Annotated in this window: 16 protein-coding genes and 1 tRNA gene; 7 read left to right on the top strand and 10 right to left on the bottom strand. The window is 33.7% G+C overall.

Going from position 1 to position 19,219, the window contains the following annotated elements; translation table 11 throughout:
* Nucleotides 1–142 precede the first annotated feature (142 nt).
* From M2265_RS09690 to M2265_RS09680, 3 genes are all read right to left on the bottom strand, one after another.
* Nucleotides 143–1,276 (bottom strand): efflux RND transporter periplasmic adaptor subunit, encoded by a 1,134-nt coding sequence (locus M2265_RS09690; RefSeq protein ID WP_046792105.1) that lies wholly within the window; start codon nucleotides 1,274–1,276, stop codon nucleotides 143–145.
* Nucleotides 1,277–1,629: 353 nt separating this feature from the next.
* Nucleotides 1,630–2,997: a sensor histidine kinase gene (locus M2265_RS09685; RefSeq protein WP_132771841.1), complete on the bottom strand. Its 1,368-nt coding sequence runs from the start codon at nucleotides 2,995–2,997 to the stop codon at nucleotides 1,630–1,632.
* Nucleotides 2,994–3,677: a response regulator transcription factor gene (locus M2265_RS09680; protein WP_021189661.1), complete on the bottom strand. Its 684-nt coding sequence runs from the start codon at nucleotides 3,675–3,677 to the stop codon at nucleotides 2,994–2,996. The genes M2265_RS09685 and M2265_RS09680 overlap by 4 nt, the downstream gene beginning before the upstream one ends.
* Nucleotides 3,678–4,312: 635 nt before the next feature.
* Between M2265_RS09680 and M2265_RS09675 the strand changes: the two genes are divergently transcribed.
* The 4 genes from M2265_RS09675 to M2265_RS09660 all read left to right on the top strand — a co-directional run bounded on the left by M2265_RS09675 (nucleotide 4,313) and on the right by M2265_RS09660 (nucleotide 9,565).
* The gene (locus M2265_RS09675) at nucleotides 4,313–5,125 is read left to right on the top strand and encodes a hypothetical protein (RefSeq protein ID WP_132771840.1); all 813 of its coding nucleotides are present in this window, start codon (nucleotides 4,313–4,315) and stop codon (nucleotides 5,123–5,125) included.
* A gap of 9 nt (nucleotides 5,126–5,134) precedes the next feature.
* On the top strand, nucleotides 5,135–6,223 hold the full coding sequence (locus tag M2265_RS09670) for a ThiF family adenylyltransferase (RefSeq protein ID WP_021189663.1): 1,089 nt from the start codon (nucleotides 5,135–5,137) through the stop codon (nucleotides 6,221–6,223).
* 13 nt (nucleotides 6,224–6,236) lie between these two features.
* Nucleotides 6,237–8,396 carry a 7TM diverse intracellular signaling domain-containing protein gene (locus tag M2265_RS09665; protein ID WP_165905955.1) on the top strand — a complete coding sequence of 720 codons (2,160 nt, stop codon included), beginning with the start codon at nucleotides 6,237–6,239 and terminating at the stop codon, nucleotides 8,394–8,396.
* A 74-nt stretch (nucleotides 8,397–8,470) separates the two neighbouring features.
* On the top strand, nucleotides 8,471–9,565 hold the full coding sequence (locus M2265_RS09660; RefSeq protein ID WP_132771839.1) for a sensor histidine kinase: 1,095 nt from the start codon (nucleotides 8,471–8,473) through the stop codon (nucleotides 9,563–9,565).
* Between the two features lie 19 nt (nucleotides 9,566–9,584).
* On the opposite strand, the gene M2265_RS09655 is transcribed toward M2265_RS09660, so the two are convergent.
* Nucleotides 9,585–10,055, bottom strand: a complete 471-nt coding sequence (locus tag M2265_RS09655) for a response regulator (protein WP_021189665.1) — start codon at nucleotides 10,053–10,055, stop codon at nucleotides 9,585–9,587.
* 396 nt (nucleotides 10,056–10,451) lie between these two features.
* Here M2265_RS09655 and M2265_RS09650 point away from each other — a divergent pair, with 396 nt between their 5' ends.
* Entirely contained in the window at nucleotides 10,452–11,564 is a 1,113-nt protein-coding gene (locus tag M2265_RS09650; protein WP_132771838.1) for a sensor histidine kinase, read from the top strand.
* Nucleotides 11,539–12,267 carry a LytR/AlgR family response regulator transcription factor gene (locus M2265_RS09645; RefSeq protein ID WP_165905954.1) on the top strand — a complete coding sequence of 243 codons (729 nt, stop codon included), beginning with the start codon at nucleotides 11,539–11,541 and terminating at the stop codon, nucleotides 12,265–12,267. The genes M2265_RS09650 and M2265_RS09645 overlap by 26 nt, the downstream gene beginning before the upstream one ends.
* A gap of 88 nt (nucleotides 12,268–12,355) precedes the next feature.
* Here the strand turns inward: M2265_RS09645 and M2265_RS09640 are convergent, their stop codons facing one another.
* From M2265_RS09640 to M2265_RS09620, 5 genes are all read right to left on the bottom strand, one after another.
* Nucleotides 12,356–13,144: a DUF4249 domain-containing protein gene (locus tag M2265_RS09640; RefSeq protein ID WP_132771836.1), complete on the bottom strand. Its 789-nt coding sequence runs from the start codon at nucleotides 13,142–13,144 to the stop codon at nucleotides 12,356–12,358.
* Nucleotides 13,145–13,161: 17 nt separating this feature from the next.
* A complete protein-coding gene (locus M2265_RS09635; protein ID WP_132771835.1) occupies nucleotides 13,162–15,489 on the bottom strand; it encodes a TonB-dependent receptor in 2,328 nt (775 codons plus the stop codon).
* A 255-nt stretch (nucleotides 15,490–15,744) separates the two neighbouring features.
* Nucleotides 15,745–15,817: transfer RNA gene (locus tag M2265_RS09630), tRNA-Lys, on the bottom strand.
* Nucleotides 15,818–15,907: 90 nt separating this feature from the next.
* Nucleotides 15,908–16,603 carry an SMUG2 DNA glycosylase family protein gene (locus M2265_RS09625; RefSeq protein WP_021191447.1) on the bottom strand — a complete coding sequence of 232 codons (696 nt, stop codon included), beginning with the start codon at nucleotides 16,601–16,603 and terminating at the stop codon, nucleotides 15,908–15,910.
* A gap of 228 nt (nucleotides 16,604–16,831) precedes the next feature.
* Complete coding sequence (locus M2265_RS09620; protein WP_021191446.1) at nucleotides 16,832–17,908, bottom strand: agmatinase family protein; 1,077 nt, start codon at nucleotides 17,906–17,908, stop codon at nucleotides 16,832–16,834.
* Nucleotides 17,909–18,057: 149 nt separating this feature from the next.
* Between M2265_RS09620 and M2265_RS09615 the strand changes: the two genes are divergently transcribed.
* Nucleotides 18,058–18,492 (top strand): immunity 22 family protein, encoded by a 435-nt coding sequence (locus M2265_RS09615; protein ID WP_165905953.1) that lies wholly within the window; start codon nucleotides 18,058–18,060, stop codon nucleotides 18,490–18,492.
* Nucleotides 18,493–18,686: 194 nt separating this feature from the next.
* Here M2265_RS09615 and M2265_RS09610 read toward each other — a convergent pair whose 3' ends face one another.
* Entirely contained in the window at nucleotides 18,687–19,217 is a 531-nt protein-coding gene (locus tag M2265_RS09610) for an NAD(P)H-dependent oxidoreductase (protein WP_132771833.1), read from the bottom strand.
* Nucleotides 19,218–19,219 lie beyond the last annotated feature (2 nt).

Here is a 19,219-nt window from a genome sequence, read left to right as displayed (position 1 = left end):
GCGATGTTTTCATAGCTAGACTTATTTCAATAGATCTCCAAATGCAATTCACAGCGTAATTGATTTCATTGGAATGATATACTTGAGAATGTACCAGCAGTTTTTATGATTTTATGTGAATAAACTTTCTTCGAAATACTATTTATTTTGCATTTAATAGATAAAATGCACCCTCACTGATAATATTGTCTCCTGCTTGCAGACCTGATAAAATCTGTACCTGATCTTTATCTGTGATACCTGTTTCGACGTAGCGTCTGAGATATTTATCTTTCCCAATTGCTAAGAACACATAGCTTTGATCATTATATTGTAGTAATGATTTTGCAGGAATGAACACAGCATCAGAAGCTTTTTTAGTAAAGTTGACATTCACATACATGCCTGGTTTTAATAAACGATCGGGATTGCGGCATTCAATAAGTATTTGGATACTTCGGGTATCTTCATTTACAATTTCATCGATGTGGTAAATGGTTCCCTTTATCTTATCATCAGGAAAGGCTATTGTAGCAATTTCGGCTAAATCTAATTTATTAATAAGGTTTAGATTTTGTTCTTTAACCATTCCAACTACCCAGACAGTGTTCAGTTCGGCTACTTTAGCAAGGGGTAAATCATCCGATTTAATGTATTGTCCCAGAACAATGTCATTGCTGATAACTTCACCACCAATAGGCGATCGGATAATAAGTGGCTGTCCTAAAACTAGTTTTTCAGTATCTACATTGAAGAATCTAAGCGAAGCAGACGTATTTTGATATTCTTTCTCTGTAATTTCGTACTGGGCCCTGGCCTCTTCGACATCTTTATCAGTTCCTACACCATGTTGTTTAAGATCTTGTTGTCGCTTTAGAATCAATCTAGCATTTTGATAAGCTGTTTTTGCCTGAAAGTATAGCTTTTGAGTATCAATAAATTCCGGAGATATCAGTTCATAAAGGGGAGTTCCGGACTTTGTTTTCATTCCTAATTTGAGATGTACTGCTGAAACACGTCCTGAAAATGGAGAACCGATTTCAGCATAGAGATTTGGAATAGCTTTCACTGTCCCGGCTGTAATGAGCTCCAGTTGATGAGCTTGTTTGAGAACAGTATATGTCTTTAATTGTGATTTTACCTTTCCTTGGACTTGAATGGTATCACCTTTTTGTGTGAAATCTTCAGTGATTTCTTCATCAACTTTTGTATGACATCCCATTAGGCTAAGAGAAAGTACAGAAATGATGAGAATCCGGATTAAGTGACTATGTTTTTTTGTAATTGTGGTTTTCATCGCTAAGAATTTTAAATTAACATTTATTAGTGCCTAAGTGATATTTCTCCATGAGGAGCATCTTTATCGCTGTTTTTGAACATTGCAAAGGTGCTTAGGTTGTAGGAGTATAGCAGTTAGAAGACGAATAGAAAATTATTAGAAAATTATTAGAGTGATTTTCTGGAGTGTTAATAAAGAAGATGAAATTATGAATATTTTGCTTTAAGATCAGATTTGATCTTTGCCAAGCAACAGAACCTTCACCGTAGTGTTAGACTTTTTTGTCCGGTTTATTGCGGTGTTATTTTATCTAAGATTTAAGTATAGCGAGTCGTTGATTTCTTTTGAATATAGATTACAAAATTATAGCATCAGCAATGTGGTAAGGTTAAGATGAAAGTTGTTCCTTCGTTCTCTTTTGAAATGACCGAGATATTGCCATTATGCAGTGCAACAATTTTTTGTGTTAACGCAAGTCCAATGCCGTGTCCATAGGTATAGTCTTTGTTTTTACCACGATAAAATGGACTAAAAACCTGTGATAGATCTTCGGTTGCAATTCCAATTCCTAAATCAACAAATTTTAGCACTATATTTTGGCTATCAAACAGAACAGAAACAGTACAGCGAGATGGGGTAGAGAATTTACAACCATTTTCGAAGAGATTGCTACAGGCTACTTTTAACAAGTATTCATTGCCATTTATGGAGATTTGATTATCGTTTTCAAAATCGTCGTTAAAGTGTATGTCAATTTTGTACTGGGGGCTGGTTTTTTGAACCTGTTGTCTGGCATCTAACAAAAGTTCGTCTACTCGTATGGGCTTAAATGCAATTTCGGTAGGATCATAACTAGCTTTTGCTAGATCAAGGAGGCTATTGCACAAACGGGCCAATTTGTTTGAGTCATTTAATGCATGATTAATTGCGTTCTTATAATCGTCTATCCCTCGATTTTTACTCATTGATAATTCCAGTTCCGTAATAATAGCAGCAAGTGGTGTGCGTAATTCATGAGAGATGTTCGATACAAAATGTTTCTGTGCGTCAAATGAGTTTTCTAAGCGATCCAACATATCGTTGAAGGTATCGGCAAGCTCAGATAGTTCATCTTTATTGTCATTATTTGATAAACGGAGATCAAGATTGGTAGCAGAAATATTTCGTGCTTTTTCACTCATAGCACGAACTGGTTCAAATGCTTTCTTAGAGAAAAAAATACCTGCTATGAGAATAAACAAAATTGAAATAATAAAAACAATAATGCTATTATTTAATAGATTATGGAGTTTACTATAACCATATTGGTCATAAGCGGCCGCAGTAACAATATATCTTTTACCTTGATAAACATACTGAAGACCTATAACTTGCCAGTCCTGCTGATAAAATTTGATTTCACCTTTTTGGTAAATTTCATCAAACATAGGTTTTGTTTCTTTGACAAAATCGATATCCACAGCGTCATGATAGATTAAATCAAATTTGGTATCATAAATAGCAACCTCAACCTCATTCAATATTTTTCTATTATTATGGTAGATATCTTGCAAAATCTTTTTGTCTACATGAGCATTTAGAAAAAGATTGGCTTTGGTGATCGCTTCTTTTTGTAGTAGATTGTAAAATTCTATCTGTCTGTTTTCCTTTGCCGATAGATAGATTACAGTAGCAAACAAACTAAGAATAATTGCTGTAATGACGGTAAATAGAAAAACTAGACGTGTTCTTATTTTCATAGTTCTTTTTTCAAAATGAAACCCATTCCGGATTTTGTATGGATGAGTTTCTTGTCAAAATTACGGTCTATTTTTTTTCTGAGGTAGTTGATGTATACATCGATGAAGTTCGTGCCGGTATCAAAATGGGTTTCCCACACTTTATCTGCAATTTCGACCCGAGACAATACTCTGTTGGGATTTTGCATCAGGTATTCCAGCAGTTTAAACTCTTTAGGTGTTAAATTAATCTCTTGCTGACTACGTTTTACAATTTTGGTATGTAGATTCATTTCGAGATCTTCAAAGTGTAAAACAAAATTGAGATTACCAGTTGTTTTTTGACGACGCTTTAATAATGCTCTAATACGGACTAAAAGTTCGCGCATTTCAAATGGCTTTACTAAATAATCGTCAGCTCCGGCATCGAACCCTTCTATTTTATCATCTGTAGTTCCTAGTGCTGTCAGCATAATGATTGGAAGATCTGGATTTATTTGTCTGATTTGCTTACAAAGGTCTAAACCATCCAGCTTGGGTAAGATGATATCCGTAATGATTAAGTCAAAATGATCTTGGGAAAAAAGCTTTTTACCTGATAATCCATCATAAGCTAATACGGTTTCAAAATCCTGTTCATCCAGTCCTCTCTTTATGAGTTCTGCTACGCGCTGATCATCTTCTATAATTAATATTTTCATGGAGTATACGTTATTTATCAGTTGAAACCATCATCGATATTTAATTCATAAACTGTTTTTTACTATGGCGCGCTAAACACATGATGGTTTAATAAATACAAACTTACCATTTAAGATGTTATTATCGTAAAATACCATAAGCAGGTAACCTTGGTCTCTTATCTATATGGAGATTATAATAGTTCATGTATATTCTAAATCCGTGTTGAATTGAAAAGTTGTTTTGGACTAGATTTTAATAAAATTATTATTTGTAAGAAATGGCTTTGTAATATATGCATGGCTTTAGTTAACTTTTGCGATTTTTAATTACTTCTTTCAAAAATATTGAGTATGTTTTTACTAACTTTGTTTAGTTAAATAGCATAATTAAAAGTTTTAGAGAATATTTATGCTAAACATGTTTGAGCATATCCACCAAAAAAATAATTTGAAAAAGGCAGCGAGCATACTAAAATAACTTTTAAAAAAGTACGTAACATTAACCGATCGATCACATTCGAAATTAACCGCTACCGCAGTTTTTAATGATTTAGAATTCAATAAAATAGTTCATTTTTAATATTTTTATATATAGTGAACAGCTTTTGATTATATTGATTATTTTTGAATCTTAATCGAATAATTAACTGTCCATGGCACTAATATTTAAAGAGGGACGTCCTGTGGTCAGGTTAAGAGCGTTTCGTGCGATCGATGATCCTAAGACTTGCGAGCGTTTTATAGAGGGACATGCACATGTTTTAACGGCCATAGGTGTGAAAAAAGTTACATCATCTAAAAATGATTGGATGTATAACCCCGCAGCTTTCGTTTTGATTGTAGAATCTCTGGATGGAGAAAATGTATACGGAGGTGCAAGGATACATGTTTCAGGAGGATCCCAACCTCTTCCTATAGAGGAGGCCACAGGAAACATGGACGCTAAAATCTTTGATTTGGTATGGGATTATGCACAAGAAGGTACGGGAGAGGGGTGTGGATTATGGAATTCTAGGGAAATTGCTGGTTATGGTATTGGTAGTATTTTTTTAACTAGAGCTGCGATTGCAATTGCGCCTCAAATAGGTATAAAATCATTATTTGCTTTATGCGCCCCATACACCATTAATTTAACAAAATGTGTGGGCTATCGTTTGGAAAGTGGTGTAGGAAATAACGGAACATTTTATTATCCTAAACTGGATCTTCTCGCAACAACGATGATTTTAGATGACGTTAATAATCTTGAATTAGCTTCTGAAGAAGATAGAAAGGCTATTTTAGAATTACGTAACCGTGGTAATGTGGTTAGAATAGAGGAATTGCGCTCTAAAGAGATTGAGATACATTATATGTTGCAACTGGATAACATGGATAAATGGAATTTGACTGAGGTCATCAAACAAATGACTAAACAGAATACTAATGCTGAATTTTTTGACGAGAATAATCTCAATATACTTTGATAATATAATATGATTGATACGTTGGATGTGCCATACAGCCCATTATATTTTAGATTGGCTAATACTCATGATAGAAAATCATTAGAAGAGCTTAGGCGAAAAGGTGATATTGTTTTTGAATATAATGAGATTGAAAGACAGCTTAATGAGTTGGGACGTTGTCGCTACCCTGCTGATTGGGAATCAGAATTAAAGCATCAGTCATTTATACAAGATTTCCTACAAGGAAAGAGTTTGGAAGAATATGGTGTTTGGGTATATTATCCATGGCGAAAAACGCTTGTTCACTTATTGGATGAGAAGGAGTTTATTGAGGTAAGAACGAATCGAAATCAGCTTAAAATTACAACAGAGGAAAGAGATATTTTAGCTCAAAAGATAGTTGGTGTTGTTGGACTATCTGTCGGACAGTCAATAGCTTTGACAATGGCGATGGAGCGTACTTGTGGGACATTGAGACTTGCAGATTTTGATGAACTGGATTTAAGTAATTTAAATAGATTACGCACAGCTGTTTTTAATCTTGCTGTACCAAAAGTAATTATTGCAGCACGAGAAATAGCGGAAATAGATCCATTTTTAAAAGTCGAAATTTTTCCAGAGGGATTAAATACTAAAAATTACAATTCTTTTTTAGGAGAAACAGATAAGATCGATTTGTTAGTAGAGGTTTGTGATAGTTTTGAAGTTAAATTGGAAAGCAGATTTAATGCGCGCGCCTTAAAGATTCCGGTGGTAATGGATACTAATGACAGGGGGATGTTAGATATCGAACGATTTGATCAGGAACCCGACCGCCCAATTTTTCATGGCTTAATAGGTGATTTAACTATGGTAGAACTGAATACCTTATCGGAAGGCGAAAGATTACAATATCTAATGAAAATCGTCAATGCGGATCAATTATCCATTAGAATGAAGAAATCCATTCCACAAATCAAGAAAACATTACTTTCTTGGCCTCAACTTGCTTCAGAAGTTGTCTTGGGGGGAGCTATGACAACAAATGTCTGTCGGAGAATATTGTTGGGTGAGCGAGTATCTTCAGGACGATATTATTTGGATATGGACAGTCATATCGGTTCAGATTTCAATTGATTTATAGGATATTATGAATCAAAAAAAACTATTATTGACTTTACTGCTTTTCATTTCATTTTTGTGCACCAATGCATTTGAGGGTATTCGCTTTGTTAAAGATCAATCAAACTCATATATTGGTAAGAGTGTCTCTGTTCTAAAAGATCAAACAAAGCAACTCACCTTTGAAGATGTACGTCGTCAGCCCAATTTATTTAAAGCAAGTAAAGATGAAGTACTTAACTTAGGTATTGAAAATGTTAATAATTGGATTCAATTTGAAATAATAAATCTTTCTGATAAGGAGAAGCTTGTTGTAAATTTGTCTCATGCTAATATTGATGAGGTCGTTTTTTATACTTTAAAAAATGGTGTTGTAGACAGTACAAGTTTAAAATATGGTGGTGATGTAAAAGATCGTGCTTATCCACATCAGTTCTTCTTATTTGAAATTCCTCTAAAAAAGGGTGAAAAAGTAACGTGTTTTTTTAAATTAAGGAGTAATACTCAATTGATGGCCCCAATCTCGATTCATACAGAGAGGGGGGTGATGGAAACTTTATTAGAGACGGATATTTTCTCGGCAATTTATATAGGGTTGATGCTTGCTATGATCTTGTATAATATCTTTTTATTCTTTTCGACTCGAGAATCACATTACTATGTTTATGTCAATTATATTTTCTGGGTTACAATTGCACAGTGTATAATACTAGGGATTTTTGAACCATTTTTTTCTATTCATAGTGTTTGGCTATCAAGTCGTTTGCTTACTTTTTCGGGAGCAATGTCAGGTATTGCAGCGATTTTCTTTGTAAAATCATTTTTGCAGACAGCAAAGGATGCTCCAAAACTTGATAAGCTCCTTAATATTTTTTTGATTAGTTATTTTATTATTATTGGATTTTTAGCTGCCGGGATTTTAATTCCAGCATATAAAATGGTAAATATAGTAGCTGGCGGTGGTTCTATAATTGTTTTGATTGTAGCATTTAAATTATCTGGACAGAAGTATAAACAAACAAAATACTTCCTTTTTGCCTGGTGTGTGTTTTTAGTGAGTGTTGTTGTATATGTTTTTAAAGATTATAATATCTTAAAGTATAATTTTTTTACAGTACGTTCTGTACAGATTGGTTCAGTAATTGAAGCAATATTACTTTCATTCGCATTGGGAGATAAAATTAATATTTATCGTAAAGAGAAGGAGGAATCGCAGACTAGAGAATTGGCTACTTTATTGGAGAATGAACGTCTTATTCGTGAGCAGAATGTGGTTTTAGAACAAAAAGTGGAAGAAAGAACGAGCGAATTAATGGAGACAAATGAGTCGCTGCAAGCGACTTTGAAACATTTAAAAGAGACGCAATCACAACTGGTAGAGGCCGAGAAAATGGCTTCTTTAGGGCAATTGACTGCTGGTGTAGCACATGAAATCAATAATCCGATTAATTTCGTCACCTCAAGTGTTGCGCCTTTGAAACGGGATATTAATATGATTTGGGAAACTTTAGATGAAGTGGAGAGTGTTGCCCTTGATGATGAACTGACCTTAAGTGAAAAACAATCTCGTATTATAGCTTATAAAGAAGAAATTGATCTGGAATACCTCAGAACTGAAGTAGATTTCTTATTGAAAGGAATGAGTGAGGGAGCCAATCGAACCGCTGAGATCGTTAAAAGTCTTCGAATCTTTTCACGTGTCGATGAGGACACACTTAAATTTGCTGATATTAATGAGGGTTTGGAATCTACGATGGTTATTCTAAACAGTTTAATACAGCAGGGGATTGAAGTTGATAAAAATTACGGTGAATTACCAGCGATAGAATGTTATGCAGGAAAACTTAATCAAGTTTTTTTAAATATATTGACTAATGCGATCTATGCGATCAATAAGAAATTTCAAAATAATCCGGGTGGAATTTTAAAATTAAAAACAGGATTAACTGAAGATGAGTCATTTATGTATATTAGTATTGCTGATAATGGCATTGGGATTCCTTCAGAAATTAGAGAGAAAATTTTTGAACCATTCTTTACCACTAAAGATGTTGGTGAGGGCACAGGTTTAGGTATGTCAATTGCTTATAATACTATAGCCAAGCATAATGGAAAGATTGTGGTTGATTCTATAGTCGGAGAAGGGACCGTTTTTAAATTAATTATTCCGATTCGACAAATTATTTAAATGGAACCTTATCTTTAAAGTAAGGGATATTCTTATTTTTGTAGGTGCGGCATTTACTGCTATATGATTAGATTATGATAAAAGATATAGAAATACTATATATTGATGATGAATTAAATAACTTATTTGGTTTTAAAGCCAATTTTAGATATAGCTATGTTATACATACCGCTTCTTCAACAGTTGAAGCTCAAGAAATATTGATTAAAAATCCTAAAATCAGAATCATATTCTGTGATCAACGCATGCCAAATGAGTTAGGAATTGATTTCTTTGATCGTATAAAAAAGGATTTTCCAAGACCTATCCGTATCTTATTGACTGCTTATGCAGATATGGAAACTGTAATTGATGCTGTTAATAAAGGAAATATATTCCGTTTTGTCCGTAAACCATGGATAGAGGAGGAAATGATTTCCTGTATCGAAGAGGCTGATAAGTTTTATACAGCCAATTCTATGCTCGATATAAAAAATGAGGAACTAGAAAAAGCTTATCATGAGCTTGATAAATTTGCTTATAGTGTAAGTCATGATCTTCGCGATCCACTTACTGGAGTTCTATCAGCTGTTAAACTTGGGTTGAAATTTGATCAGGTCGATCAAATTCATGAGTTATTAGGATTAATGGATGGTTCGTTGACAAGACTGGATTTATATATCGATAGCTTACGTGATTATTATTTATTGAGGCGTGGTGAATTAATGCTATCTACAATTAATTTCAGTGAACTTTTTAATGATATTCAAGCATTCTATAATATGTCTGTTCGGAATAATGATGTAGAATTTATAATCAGTGTTGATCAAAAAGAAGAATTTATTTGCGATAAGACTGTCTTGGAATTAATCTTACATAATCTGCTTTCTAATTCTTTTAAATATCAAAGAAAGGATTGTGAAAATAAATTTGTTAAATTATCTGTCGAAGTTTCTGATGGAAATGCAACGCTGAAAGTAAGTGATTGCGGGATAGGAATCTCTTCAGACTATATCAATGATATTTTCAAATTGTTTTTTAGAGCAAGTGACCAAGCTGAGGGTATGGGATTTGGTCTTTATAACGTGAAAAGTGCGCTACTTAAATTACAGGGTACAGTTGATATTGAATCTGAAGTTGGAGTTGGAACAACTTTTAAAATTGTTGTTCCAAGCAAAAAAACTTATTGAATTTAGGTTTTGGTATAACCTATGAAAGCAATTTTTGACGAAGTAAAAATTCTAATTGTTCATTTGATACTTCCAATTTCGAATATGTTTCTAATAGATTTTTTCGTTCAGAATAGATATCATAGGCCCGATTTATTGTTTCGTCTAATTCTTCCTCACTCCAAGGTTTATTTAGATAATGGAAAATTTTCCCTTTGTTTACAGCATCTATAACTGCGGCCATATCGGTATAACCGGTAAGTAAAATGCGCATAGGTTCTGGATTAATCTTGATGATTTCTTCTAAAAATTGTACACCCGTCATGCCTGGCATCCGTTGATCTGTAACTATAATGTCGACGTGATTCTTTTTTACAATTTCGATAGCTTCAGAACCACTAATGGCAGTAAGTACTTTATACTTGAAACGGAAAGTTGCTTTGAAAGAAACGAGATTGTTTTCCTCGTCGTCAACATATAATACAGTAATTTTGTTTTTTTTATTTTCCATGTTATTTGTTGTAAAAAGTTAGAAAACCTAGTAAAAGTGTCGCGCAACGAATGAATGTTGTTTTTCTTAGTAACAACATTTGCATCAATTGGTTTGTGTTCAAATGTTTTAATATATAAATTAACAACTTACACATTAAAAAGGTAGATTTTCTATCGAAACAAACATGACTTACCCTAGAATTCAAATAGGGGGTTTTCATTACGTACAAAGTTAAGAATTATTTGAATCTAATTTCAATACAAAGAAGAATCATATAGAATATAAGATTACAAATAGATAGCAATTAAATGAAGACGTATCTTTTGAAAAAAATAAATGATAAAAGGTCGCAAAATCACTTTCGGAGTAATGTACCTTTGCAATAAATTAAATGCTTACCGGCAAATCTTTTAAATGAGAAATGGACAAATAATTATCGGTTATGAAAATAGCCATTTTATAGATTTCGTAATTGACAGTAAATACCGCTGGATACGGCATGTTTTGTTAATAGCAGCAATCATAGGAATTCATTTTTTACCAAATAATGCGCCTGCAGAAGTTGATGAAAAAATGAAGGTGTGGAATCTACTGGTAAAATGTATTTCAATTATTATTCTCTTGGCTTTATTTTATATTAATCACTATGTTTTGATACCTGTGTTTATGTTGAGAAGTAAGTTTTTAGCTTATGGAGGTACTTTGTTCGCATTTTATACCATCATTTTCTTAAGTATGTTGATCTTAGAGAGTCAGGAATTGCGGTTTATTAAGAAGCCAGATCAATCTTTATTAGATGGAAAAGATTTTGTGATATTAATCATACTTTTTACAATTTTTATTGCGGCTGTAAGTAGTGTTAAGCTGTTTAAAATATGGATTATCAATTTAATACGATTTAAGGAATTTGAAAATAATACCTTACTAAGTCAATTGGAACAATTGAAAAGTCAGATTAATCCCCATTATTTATTTAACACACTTAATAATATCAATTTTCTCATTTATGAAAATCCTAAATTGGCATCAAAAGTATTATTGAAGCTTAGTGATATTCTTAGAAATCAGCTTTATTTATCAAAAGGGGATACGATAGAACTGGGAAAAGAAATTGAGGTACTTCAAAATATTATCTTTTTAGAGGAAATTCGAAGAGATAAATTTAGTGTGAATTTTGACGTGGATGCAGGTATGGAGGCGATTAATATTCCACCATTTCTATTTATTCCATTTATTGAAAATGTTGTGAAGCATGGTGCGCATCAGGCTATGGACGGAGATTTGCATGTCAAAATTAATTTTACTGTAGCCAATGAGCAGATTTGTTTTACATGTGTAAATGCGAAAAAAAAGAAAGTATCTGTCAAAGAATACGGAGGTTTAGGATTGAGTAATATTCGAAAGCGGTTAGATATTTTATATCCGAATAGTTATAATTTGGCAATAGATGATAGAGAAGATATTTTTAAAGTATTTTTAAGTATTCCAATAGATGGATCGAATGAATATAGAACAGTTAAGCATTAAGTATATTGTTATTGAGGATGAGCCTTTTGCAAGAAGGGGATTGGTGCAATTACTAAAAAATTATAACTTCTTAGATTGTATGGGTATGTATAGTAATACTGACGATGCCCGCATGATTATGGAAACGCAAGATCTTGATTTGATTTTTTTAGATATTCATTTAGCAGAGGAGAGTGGATTGGAGTTTGCAAAGCAAATTCCACCGTCAATTCAAGTCATATTTACAACAGCCTATCCTAATTATGCTTTAGAAAGCTATGATCTGAATGCCTTAGATTATTTATTAAAACCTATTGCTGAAGATCGGTTAAAAAAAGCTTTAGATAAGGCTATCAGCTATTTTCAAAATAAAGCTTATGATAAACAGGCTTTACAACCAACCGATCATATTTTTGTTAAGTCTGACCGAAAATTATTTCGTCTTGCACTAGACGAGATCCAGTACATCGAGGCAATGAAAGATTATGTTATGATACATAGTAAAGACAAAAAATTAATGGTTGCTATGAATATAAAAACAATCTTAAATAAGTTGCCAAGTATGGATTTTGTACGTGTGAATAAATCATTTGTAGTAAATCTTAAAAAGATTGAAAGTGTGGATAATCATTGGGTAACTGTTGCTGGGTTCGAAATGCCTTTGGGTGCTAGTTTTAAAGAGAACCTATTAACGCGTATTGACAAGCAGACAATTAATAGGTGATGGATAAAAGGTTATTAATAGAATGAAATAATGCAAAGGAACCATATGTTTTCAACGATATGGTTCCTTTGTAATGATGGAGTTGACATTAATTAACAACTATACTTTTGCTTGATATAGTTTGGGCGCTGAAGTAGCCAAATACACTTGGACTTATATTAGTTGGTGGGTTACTGGGGGCAATGCCACCTCCTGAAGACTGTTGCATGAGGCTATACCAGTAATTATAGATCGATTTATCAATGCAAAGCATTTCAACACGAATTTGATCTCCTGGATATATCTCCTCATCATCACTTGGTCTTAATGTGATACTAACCGGATTACCGTTGTTAAAATCGTCATTTAGGGCATATACATCTTTAATCTGTTTATTGTTAACAAATAGAATAAAACGATATTGGTTAGCGTCATCTTTAGGATCGCGGTAAAATACTTTTATATTGCGGGTATCTTTGTCTCCAAGTTTTGGCTTTTCAGCTATAATAGAATCTAGCAGAACCTCTTGAGGCATTTTAGATTTTGCAGTAAATTTACTCTCATTTACTTGAATATCCATGCTATAGCTTCTTCCGGATTGTCCAGTAAAATCTTTTGCTACATAAGTTCCCGGTATAGTTTCTTGAAATACATATTCTTTTTCTTCATTATCATAAACAATAACCCTAGCGCCTTTTACTGAAGGGTAATCATTGCCTGCGGAAAAAGATACGTTGCGACTCAGCTTTATTTCTTGCTGTGAACTTGTATTGTTAATACTTGCTTCAATAACAAGCTTTCCTATTTCGTCATTTACTTGAATATCAATTACTTTTTCGCATGACTGTGCTAAGATAAATAGCACTAGCAATAGGATGTAAAATATAGTTTTTTTCATGTTTTGTGATTTTCAGATTAAAATTTAAAATTCCAGGTAATGGAAGGAATCGGTACTCCAAATATGCTGGTTTGAACTGCTTCAGTTGCATTAGGAATTTTTTTACTATCTCTAAACGCTATTCGATATGGATCTTTATTAGCGTACACATTATAAATACCAAAGGTCCAGCTGGACTGAAAATATTTACCAGGTGCTCCCTCGAAAGTCGCCGCTAAATCTAAACGATGAGTGGCTGGCTGGCGATAAGCATTTCTTTGTGAATAAGAGAAAGTTGTGTTACCTCCAATATTATATTTGCCAGTAGGATAGGTTACAGCTTTACCTGTTCCATAAACGAAATTGCTCGAAAATGTCCATTTTTCGTTGTATTTGTAAATAGCAACTAGAGATAAATCGTGTGTGCGGTCGTGTGTTGCTGGGTAATATCTTCCGTCATTTATCCCTTCAAATTTACGTTCCGTTTTAGATAGGGTATAGCCAAGCCATCCGTTAAATTTTCCATATCTTTTCTTGAGGAATAACTCAGTACCATAGGCCCTGCCAATACCGTAAAGGAGTTGTGATTCAACATCCTGATTGACTAGTAATTGTGCTGCATCTTTGTAATCGATCTGATTTTGTAAATTTTTATAATATAGCTCAACTGATAATTCGTATATATTGTCTTTGAAATTTCTAAAATATCCAGTAGAAATCTGATCTGCGATTTCTGGTTTGATATTTTTGCTGCTCATGACATATAAATCTGTAGGACTAGCGCTCGTTGAGTTTGTTAAAAGGTGAATGTTTTGTGTATTTCTATTATATGAGGCCTTGATTGATTGCTGATCGTCTAACATATAGCTTACGCTAAATCGAGGTTCTAAATTTAAATAATTTTGAACAACTTCGCCTGTCTTATACTTTTCTGATATTAACGTATTGCCTAACATATCATATTTGCTGAATGTTCCAGGACCGACGAGTAGCATTGAACTTAGACGTAGACCGTATATCATGCTTAATTTGTCGTTAACCTTCCACTCATCGCTTAGGTACGCTGCCATTTCATAACCATACCGATGTTCAACATGCTTGTCATTAAAACTTGAACTCGCTGTGGTAGTAATATCTCCAGGCGAGATATCGTGTCTTGTTGCCTGGATTCCAAATCTTAACGTATGATTGTAACTTGCATAATAATTGAAATCTTGTTTAAAATTTAAGTCGGTAATTTTTGAAGTCGCTTTAAAGCCATCAGCTCGATCGAGTCCTTCAATGACATAGTTGTATTTGCTGTAGATGAATGAAGTGTTTGAAAATAATTTACTATTGAAAACGTGATTAAATCTTACTGTACCTGTTGCATTTCCCCAATTAGTGCCAAAAATGTCCTGAAGACCCAATACATCCTTGCCAAAATAGCCTGAAAGGTAAATTGCGTTATTATCGTTGAATCTGTAGTTTGCTTTTGCGTTAACGTCATAAAAAAATAAAGTACTTTTATTTATTGTGGTATCTGATGAAGCTTTCAGGAACAGGTCCGCATAAGTACGACGGGCAGAAATCATAAACGAACCTTTATCCTTCACGATAGGTCCTTCAACTTTAATGCGGGAGGCAATCATCCCTATACCGCCTTGAACAGTTATTTTTTTATTATTCCCTTCATTCATTTTTATGTCTAAGACAGACGATAATCTTCCGCCATATTCAGCAGGCATACCACCTTTGTAGATACTCACATCTTTGATCGCATCTGAATTGAATGTTGAAAAGAAACCTAATAGATGAGAAGCGTTGTAAACAGTAGCTTCATCTAATAGAATTAAATTTTGATCCGAACCTCCACCCCGTACATAAAAACCAGTATTTCCTTCTCCGGAACTTTTTATTCCCGGCATGAGTGTGATGCTTTTTAACACATCTTGTTCACCTAGAACGACAGGTAGTTGATTAATTTGCTTCATATTGAGCTTTTCAATACCCATTTGCGGAGAAGAAATATTTTTGTTGTTTTTTCTGCTTGTAGATATGACTACCTCTTCAAGCATTGCTTGTGATTGCAATGCGATATTTATAACAAAATTTTTATCAACGGTGATGGTATCTGTGTAGGTCTTATAGCCAATGTAAGAACTTATCAGTACATAACGTCCTTCCGTCGCACCAATTGAGTAAAAACCATATGAATTACTTAAACTGCCGGACTGTGGTAATTCCTGAAGTTTAACCGAAGCACCAATTAGTGTTTCACCGGTTGATATATCTGTTATAGTTCCTGATATGTTGTATCGCTTTTGAGCAATACCTATATGGGTGATTGATACTAAAAATAATAGAAAAGATAGTGGTTTTAACATATTTCAAATTTTCTACGAAAGTAGAGGTTTGGGACAATGAAATATTTACTATTATAGGAACGCTGGTAGATATTATAGGAACATGCGATTTTGAGTGCTTTTTTAGAATATCGTATTGATATGATCGGTGTCTTGATCCCGCTCGGATTAATACATCGGATAATCATCTAGCGCATGTACGCAATGAACCATCCCAACGCTTCTATTCGGATCCAGGAAAAACAAAAAAAGCCTCACATTTGTGAAGCTTTTTTGTGATCCCGCTGGGATTCGAACCCAGGACCCATACATTAAAAGTGTATTGCTCTACCAGCTGAGCTACGGAATCCTTTCTTAATTGGAAGTGTATCCCTTTTTGAAAGTGATGCAAAGATAGAGTTTCTAGTACTATACTCCAAATAAAATTTATACTTTACTTCTAAGTCCCTAGTACACCGATATATTTATTTATATAATGCTCTTTTTCTCGTGATTTATATTGTTGGATGTAGCGTGGGTGATCTAGAATCGTTAAATTCGCGAACAAATGTTCCTCTTTATTTATTTTTTCAATAAATGTTGCATTCTTTTTTCCCAATACAAATACGTTAGTTGTTTCGAGGCCTAAGCTTATGTGTTTTTTTAGAGATTCGATCATAAATGGCTTAACCATTGCAAACAAGTTTCTATCATCATAATAGTTTGCATTGATCCATTTGTTTTCCTTTGTTCTGCGGACAATGGCTAATGGGAACGGTGAATTGATGTAAAATTGTCGATAAAAAGTTTGTGTACCACCAAATTCCTTAATCATGTCATAAAGAAAAACGGAAGATATTTCATGGGTATGTGCAGATTTCATGGGGATACCACAGATGTGTTCTAACCTTTTGGTGTCTGTAAATGGTACGCCTGTGACCCCTGCACCGTGACGGCTAGGATTGATTCCTATAATGAATTTTCTAGGAGCAGTGTCGTCGTAATACTTGTTGTAAAACTTTTCCATAACGATTAAGGTCTCCGGGTTTTCAAAGTAAGGATTTAATACCCGAAAGTCATCTGGAAGATTTCCTGAGTAATGTAATTGTTTATTAAACTCAATTATTTGTGTTGCTATAGTCTTGGCGTTGTCCATACCTTGATTTTAATATTCTATTTATTTACAAGTTAATTATTTTCTGAGATATGACGTATACAAATACTGACCTATCACTATTTAATAACAACAAAAGCCAATCGAAAGATTGGCTTTTGTGTTTTCTGGTAAATGCAATTATATAAAATGTCTACTGCTCTAATTATATTTGAACATTATTTAAGTAGATATGATCTATTTAAATATCGTTAGTACATGCAGTTTGCATTAAAAATTGATTTTCGATCCTACAGCAAGTTTGTTATTTTTTGCAAATACGCCACATAAATGAAATAGAAGTCTAGCACCTACGTTACCATCCCAGTCGTCTTCTCCGGGAGCAACTTCAACTAAATCAATACCAATAATGTTTTTATCGCTATTAGCCAATCGACTTAACAAGTAAGTTGCTTGTTCATAAGACAGTCCCCCAGGTACCGGAGTTCCGGTGTTTGGACAGTACCAACGCTGTAAAGCATCAATATCAAAACTGACCGCTACATTTTCCGGTAATTGTGCTAGAATTTCATCACATTGATCTTTCCAGATTTTTCCTTCAAAGCTATTTGCTTTTAGATCTGTGTCAGTAAATACTTTTACTTTATTTGAAGTTTGGACTGCTTCCAATTCTCCTTCACTAAAATCGCGAATACCAACCTGAACGATTTTTTCCAATTGTGCAAGTTTGATCGCGTTGAACATAATTGATGCGTGAGAGTAGGTAAAACCTTCATAAGCATTACGTAAATCCATGTGTGCATCGAAATGTAAAATTCCAAATGAATCATGGTTTTCAGCTAAAGCTTCATAATATCCCAAAGGTGTAGAATGGTCTCCGCCTAAAAGAATTACTTTCTTACCTTTATTCATCCAATACAATGAGCGTTCTTTTACTTCGTCATTGAACTGTTTGGAAGCTTTGTTTATTTCTTCTAAATACCCTCTTAGTGTAGCGTCATTTTCAATATCTTCACCATTTTCTAGCGCTTCTATAATAGGTTGCGCTAAACTTTTATATTTTTCACTGTTTTCCGACCAGTGCGCAGGAGTTTCATCCATGAAAATTCCTAATTTCCATAAATCCGGAAATTCCTGGTGCAGTAAATCAACCTGAAATGAGGCATTTAAAATAGCATCAGGACCATTACTGGCACCGCTTCCATAACTTACAGTTACTTCCCAAGGTGCGGGTACAACAATAATATCACTTTCTTCAGCTGTAAAGGGAAGCCCGTATATGCTGGAATCTGGTAAGCCAGGTTGTGATGGATCGAAATTTTCAATTTTTGTTTGCTTTGTCGACATGTTATGAATCACTAGTTGAACTGCAAATATAAAAAAACTTACCTGCGTTAAAAAGGATATCTTGAGCCATGGTAGGGAGGGTAAATGAACAAATAAAGGTTCGGGAATTTAGGCTATCTTTACAGTCTACTAAAAGTATAAGAAATAAAATGGCAGAACAACGTATCCATATTTGGACAGGGACATCAAATAAAACGGAAGAACAATTTTATAAATATTTTGACCAAAGCAAATTTATTAAGGATTATAATCGATTTAAAACGGATGAAACCTATGCGAGAAATGCACCTGACTTTAATCTCCGTTCACAGTTTAGCAAAGCAATTGACAAACAGTATGATTATGATGTAGATTGGATCACTGTTTACTTTAGTCGCAAAAAAATGAGTATTCAAGCTGCTATAGAAGAACTGCCTATATGGAATGATCAAACAGAAGTAGCAATCTATCAGGCATGTGTTGATAAAGGAATTTCAAATGTGAATGCCATATTATGTTATGCTGATGCCGAATTGATCATAGACAAACCAATTGGAAATTACAACGATATGATCTATATAAGTTGTTTTAATATTCCGGCTTAGTATATCCTAACAAATCAGTACGTAATTAAGGTGATGCTTCGTTCGAATTTTCATATCGATTCCATAAAAGGAGCTAATGTAACATGTGCTCCTTTTATGGAATCGGCAGCGAGCGAATTTAAGTTCTTTTTGAAAGAATCCAATAATTATAAACAATGGAAAGACAGTGTCTATTTATTTGTCTGACCTGCATGTTATAGATTATTCATGAAATCTATATATTGGGTAACACTTTTTTCAATCCATTCCTCTGAACTGTCTTGTTCTCGGCCATAATAAGCAAAGAATGGTTGATAATCGGCTTTTATATATTCAAAAGTTAATTCAAAATTTCGGGTCAGTTCCTTTATTGTGTATTTATACTTTCCGTTAGCAGCGTACTCTTCCTCATCTATGTCGATCGACATTGCTAGAGCAATCTTTTTTCCTGAGACTTTGTAGCCACTCTTGCTTCCGTATGCCCATCCATAAGTAAAAACCTCATCTAGCCATTTTTTTAATAACGGAGGGCAATTAAACCAATAAAACGGAAATTGAAATACAATTTTATCATACTGCTCTATCAATTTCTGTTCTGCTACAACATCAATCTTTTCATTTGGATAGATGGCATGTAATTGATGGATGTGATATTGCTCAGGATGCTTGTTTAATTCCTCCATCCATCTTTTATTGATTATGGAATTTTCTGCATCGGGATGAATAACAATTACTAATGTTTTCAAAT

It is taken from the genome of Sphingobacterium kitahiroshimense (assembly GCF_025961315.1).
Classification (GTDB): Bacteria; Bacteroidota; Bacteroidia; order Sphingobacteriales; family Sphingobacteriaceae; genus Sphingobacterium; species Sphingobacterium anhuiense.
The sequence above is the reverse complement of the archived record's forward strand: the minus strand, read 5'-3'. Positions and strand labels throughout refer to the sequence as shown.

Coding starts and splice junctions, on each gene's coding strand:
- M2265_RS09635 (WP_132771835.1), bottom strand. CDS start 15,489: ATGTTAAAACCACTATCTTTTCTATTATTTTTAGTATCAATCACCCAT.
- M2265_RS09625 (WP_021191447.1), bottom strand. CDS start 16,603: ATGGACAACGCCAAGACTATAGCAACACAAATAATTGAGTTTAATAAA.
- M2265_RS09660 (WP_132771839.1), top strand. CDS start 8,471: ATGATAAAAGATATAGAAATACTATATATTGATGATGAATTAAATAAC.
- M2265_RS09650 (WP_132771838.1), top strand. CDS start 10,452: ATGAGAAATGGACAAATAATTATCGGTTATGAAAATAGCCATTTTATA.
- M2265_RS09640 (WP_132771836.1), bottom strand. CDS start 13,144: ATGAAAAAAACTATATTTTACATCCTATTGCTAGTGCTATTTATCTTA.
- M2265_RS09655 (WP_021189665.1), bottom strand. CDS start 10,055: ATGGAAAATAAAAAAAACAAAATTACTGTATTATATGTTGACGACGAG.
- M2265_RS09675 (WP_132771840.1), top strand. CDS start 4,313: ATGGCACTAATATTTAAAGAGGGACGTCCTGTGGTCAGGTTAAGAGCG.
- M2265_RS09620 (WP_021191446.1), bottom strand. CDS start 17,908: ATGTCGACAAAGCAAACAAAAATTGAAAATTTCGATCCATCACAACCT.
- M2265_RS09665 (WP_165905955.1), top strand. CDS start 6,237: ATGAATCAAAAAAAACTATTATTGACTTTACTGCTTTTCATTTCATTT.
- M2265_RS09690 (WP_046792105.1), bottom strand. CDS start 1,276: ATGAAAACCACAATTACAAAAAAACATAGTCACTTAATCCGGATTCTC.
- M2265_RS09645 (WP_165905954.1), top strand. CDS start 11,539: ATGAATATAGAACAGTTAAGCATTAAGTATATTGTTATTGAGGATGAG.
- M2265_RS09685 (WP_132771841.1), bottom strand. CDS start 2,997: ATGAAAATAAGAACACGTCTAGTTTTTCTATTTACCGTCATTACAGCA.
- M2265_RS09615 (WP_165905953.1), top strand. CDS start 18,058: ATGGCAGAACAACGTATCCATATTTGGACAGGGACATCAAATAAAACG.
- M2265_RS09670 (WP_021189663.1), top strand. CDS start 5,135: ATGATTGATACGTTGGATGTGCCATACAGCCCATTATATTTTAGATTG.
- M2265_RS09680 (WP_021189661.1), bottom strand. CDS start 3,677: ATGAAAATATTAATTATAGAAGATGATCAGCGCGTAGCAGAACTCATA.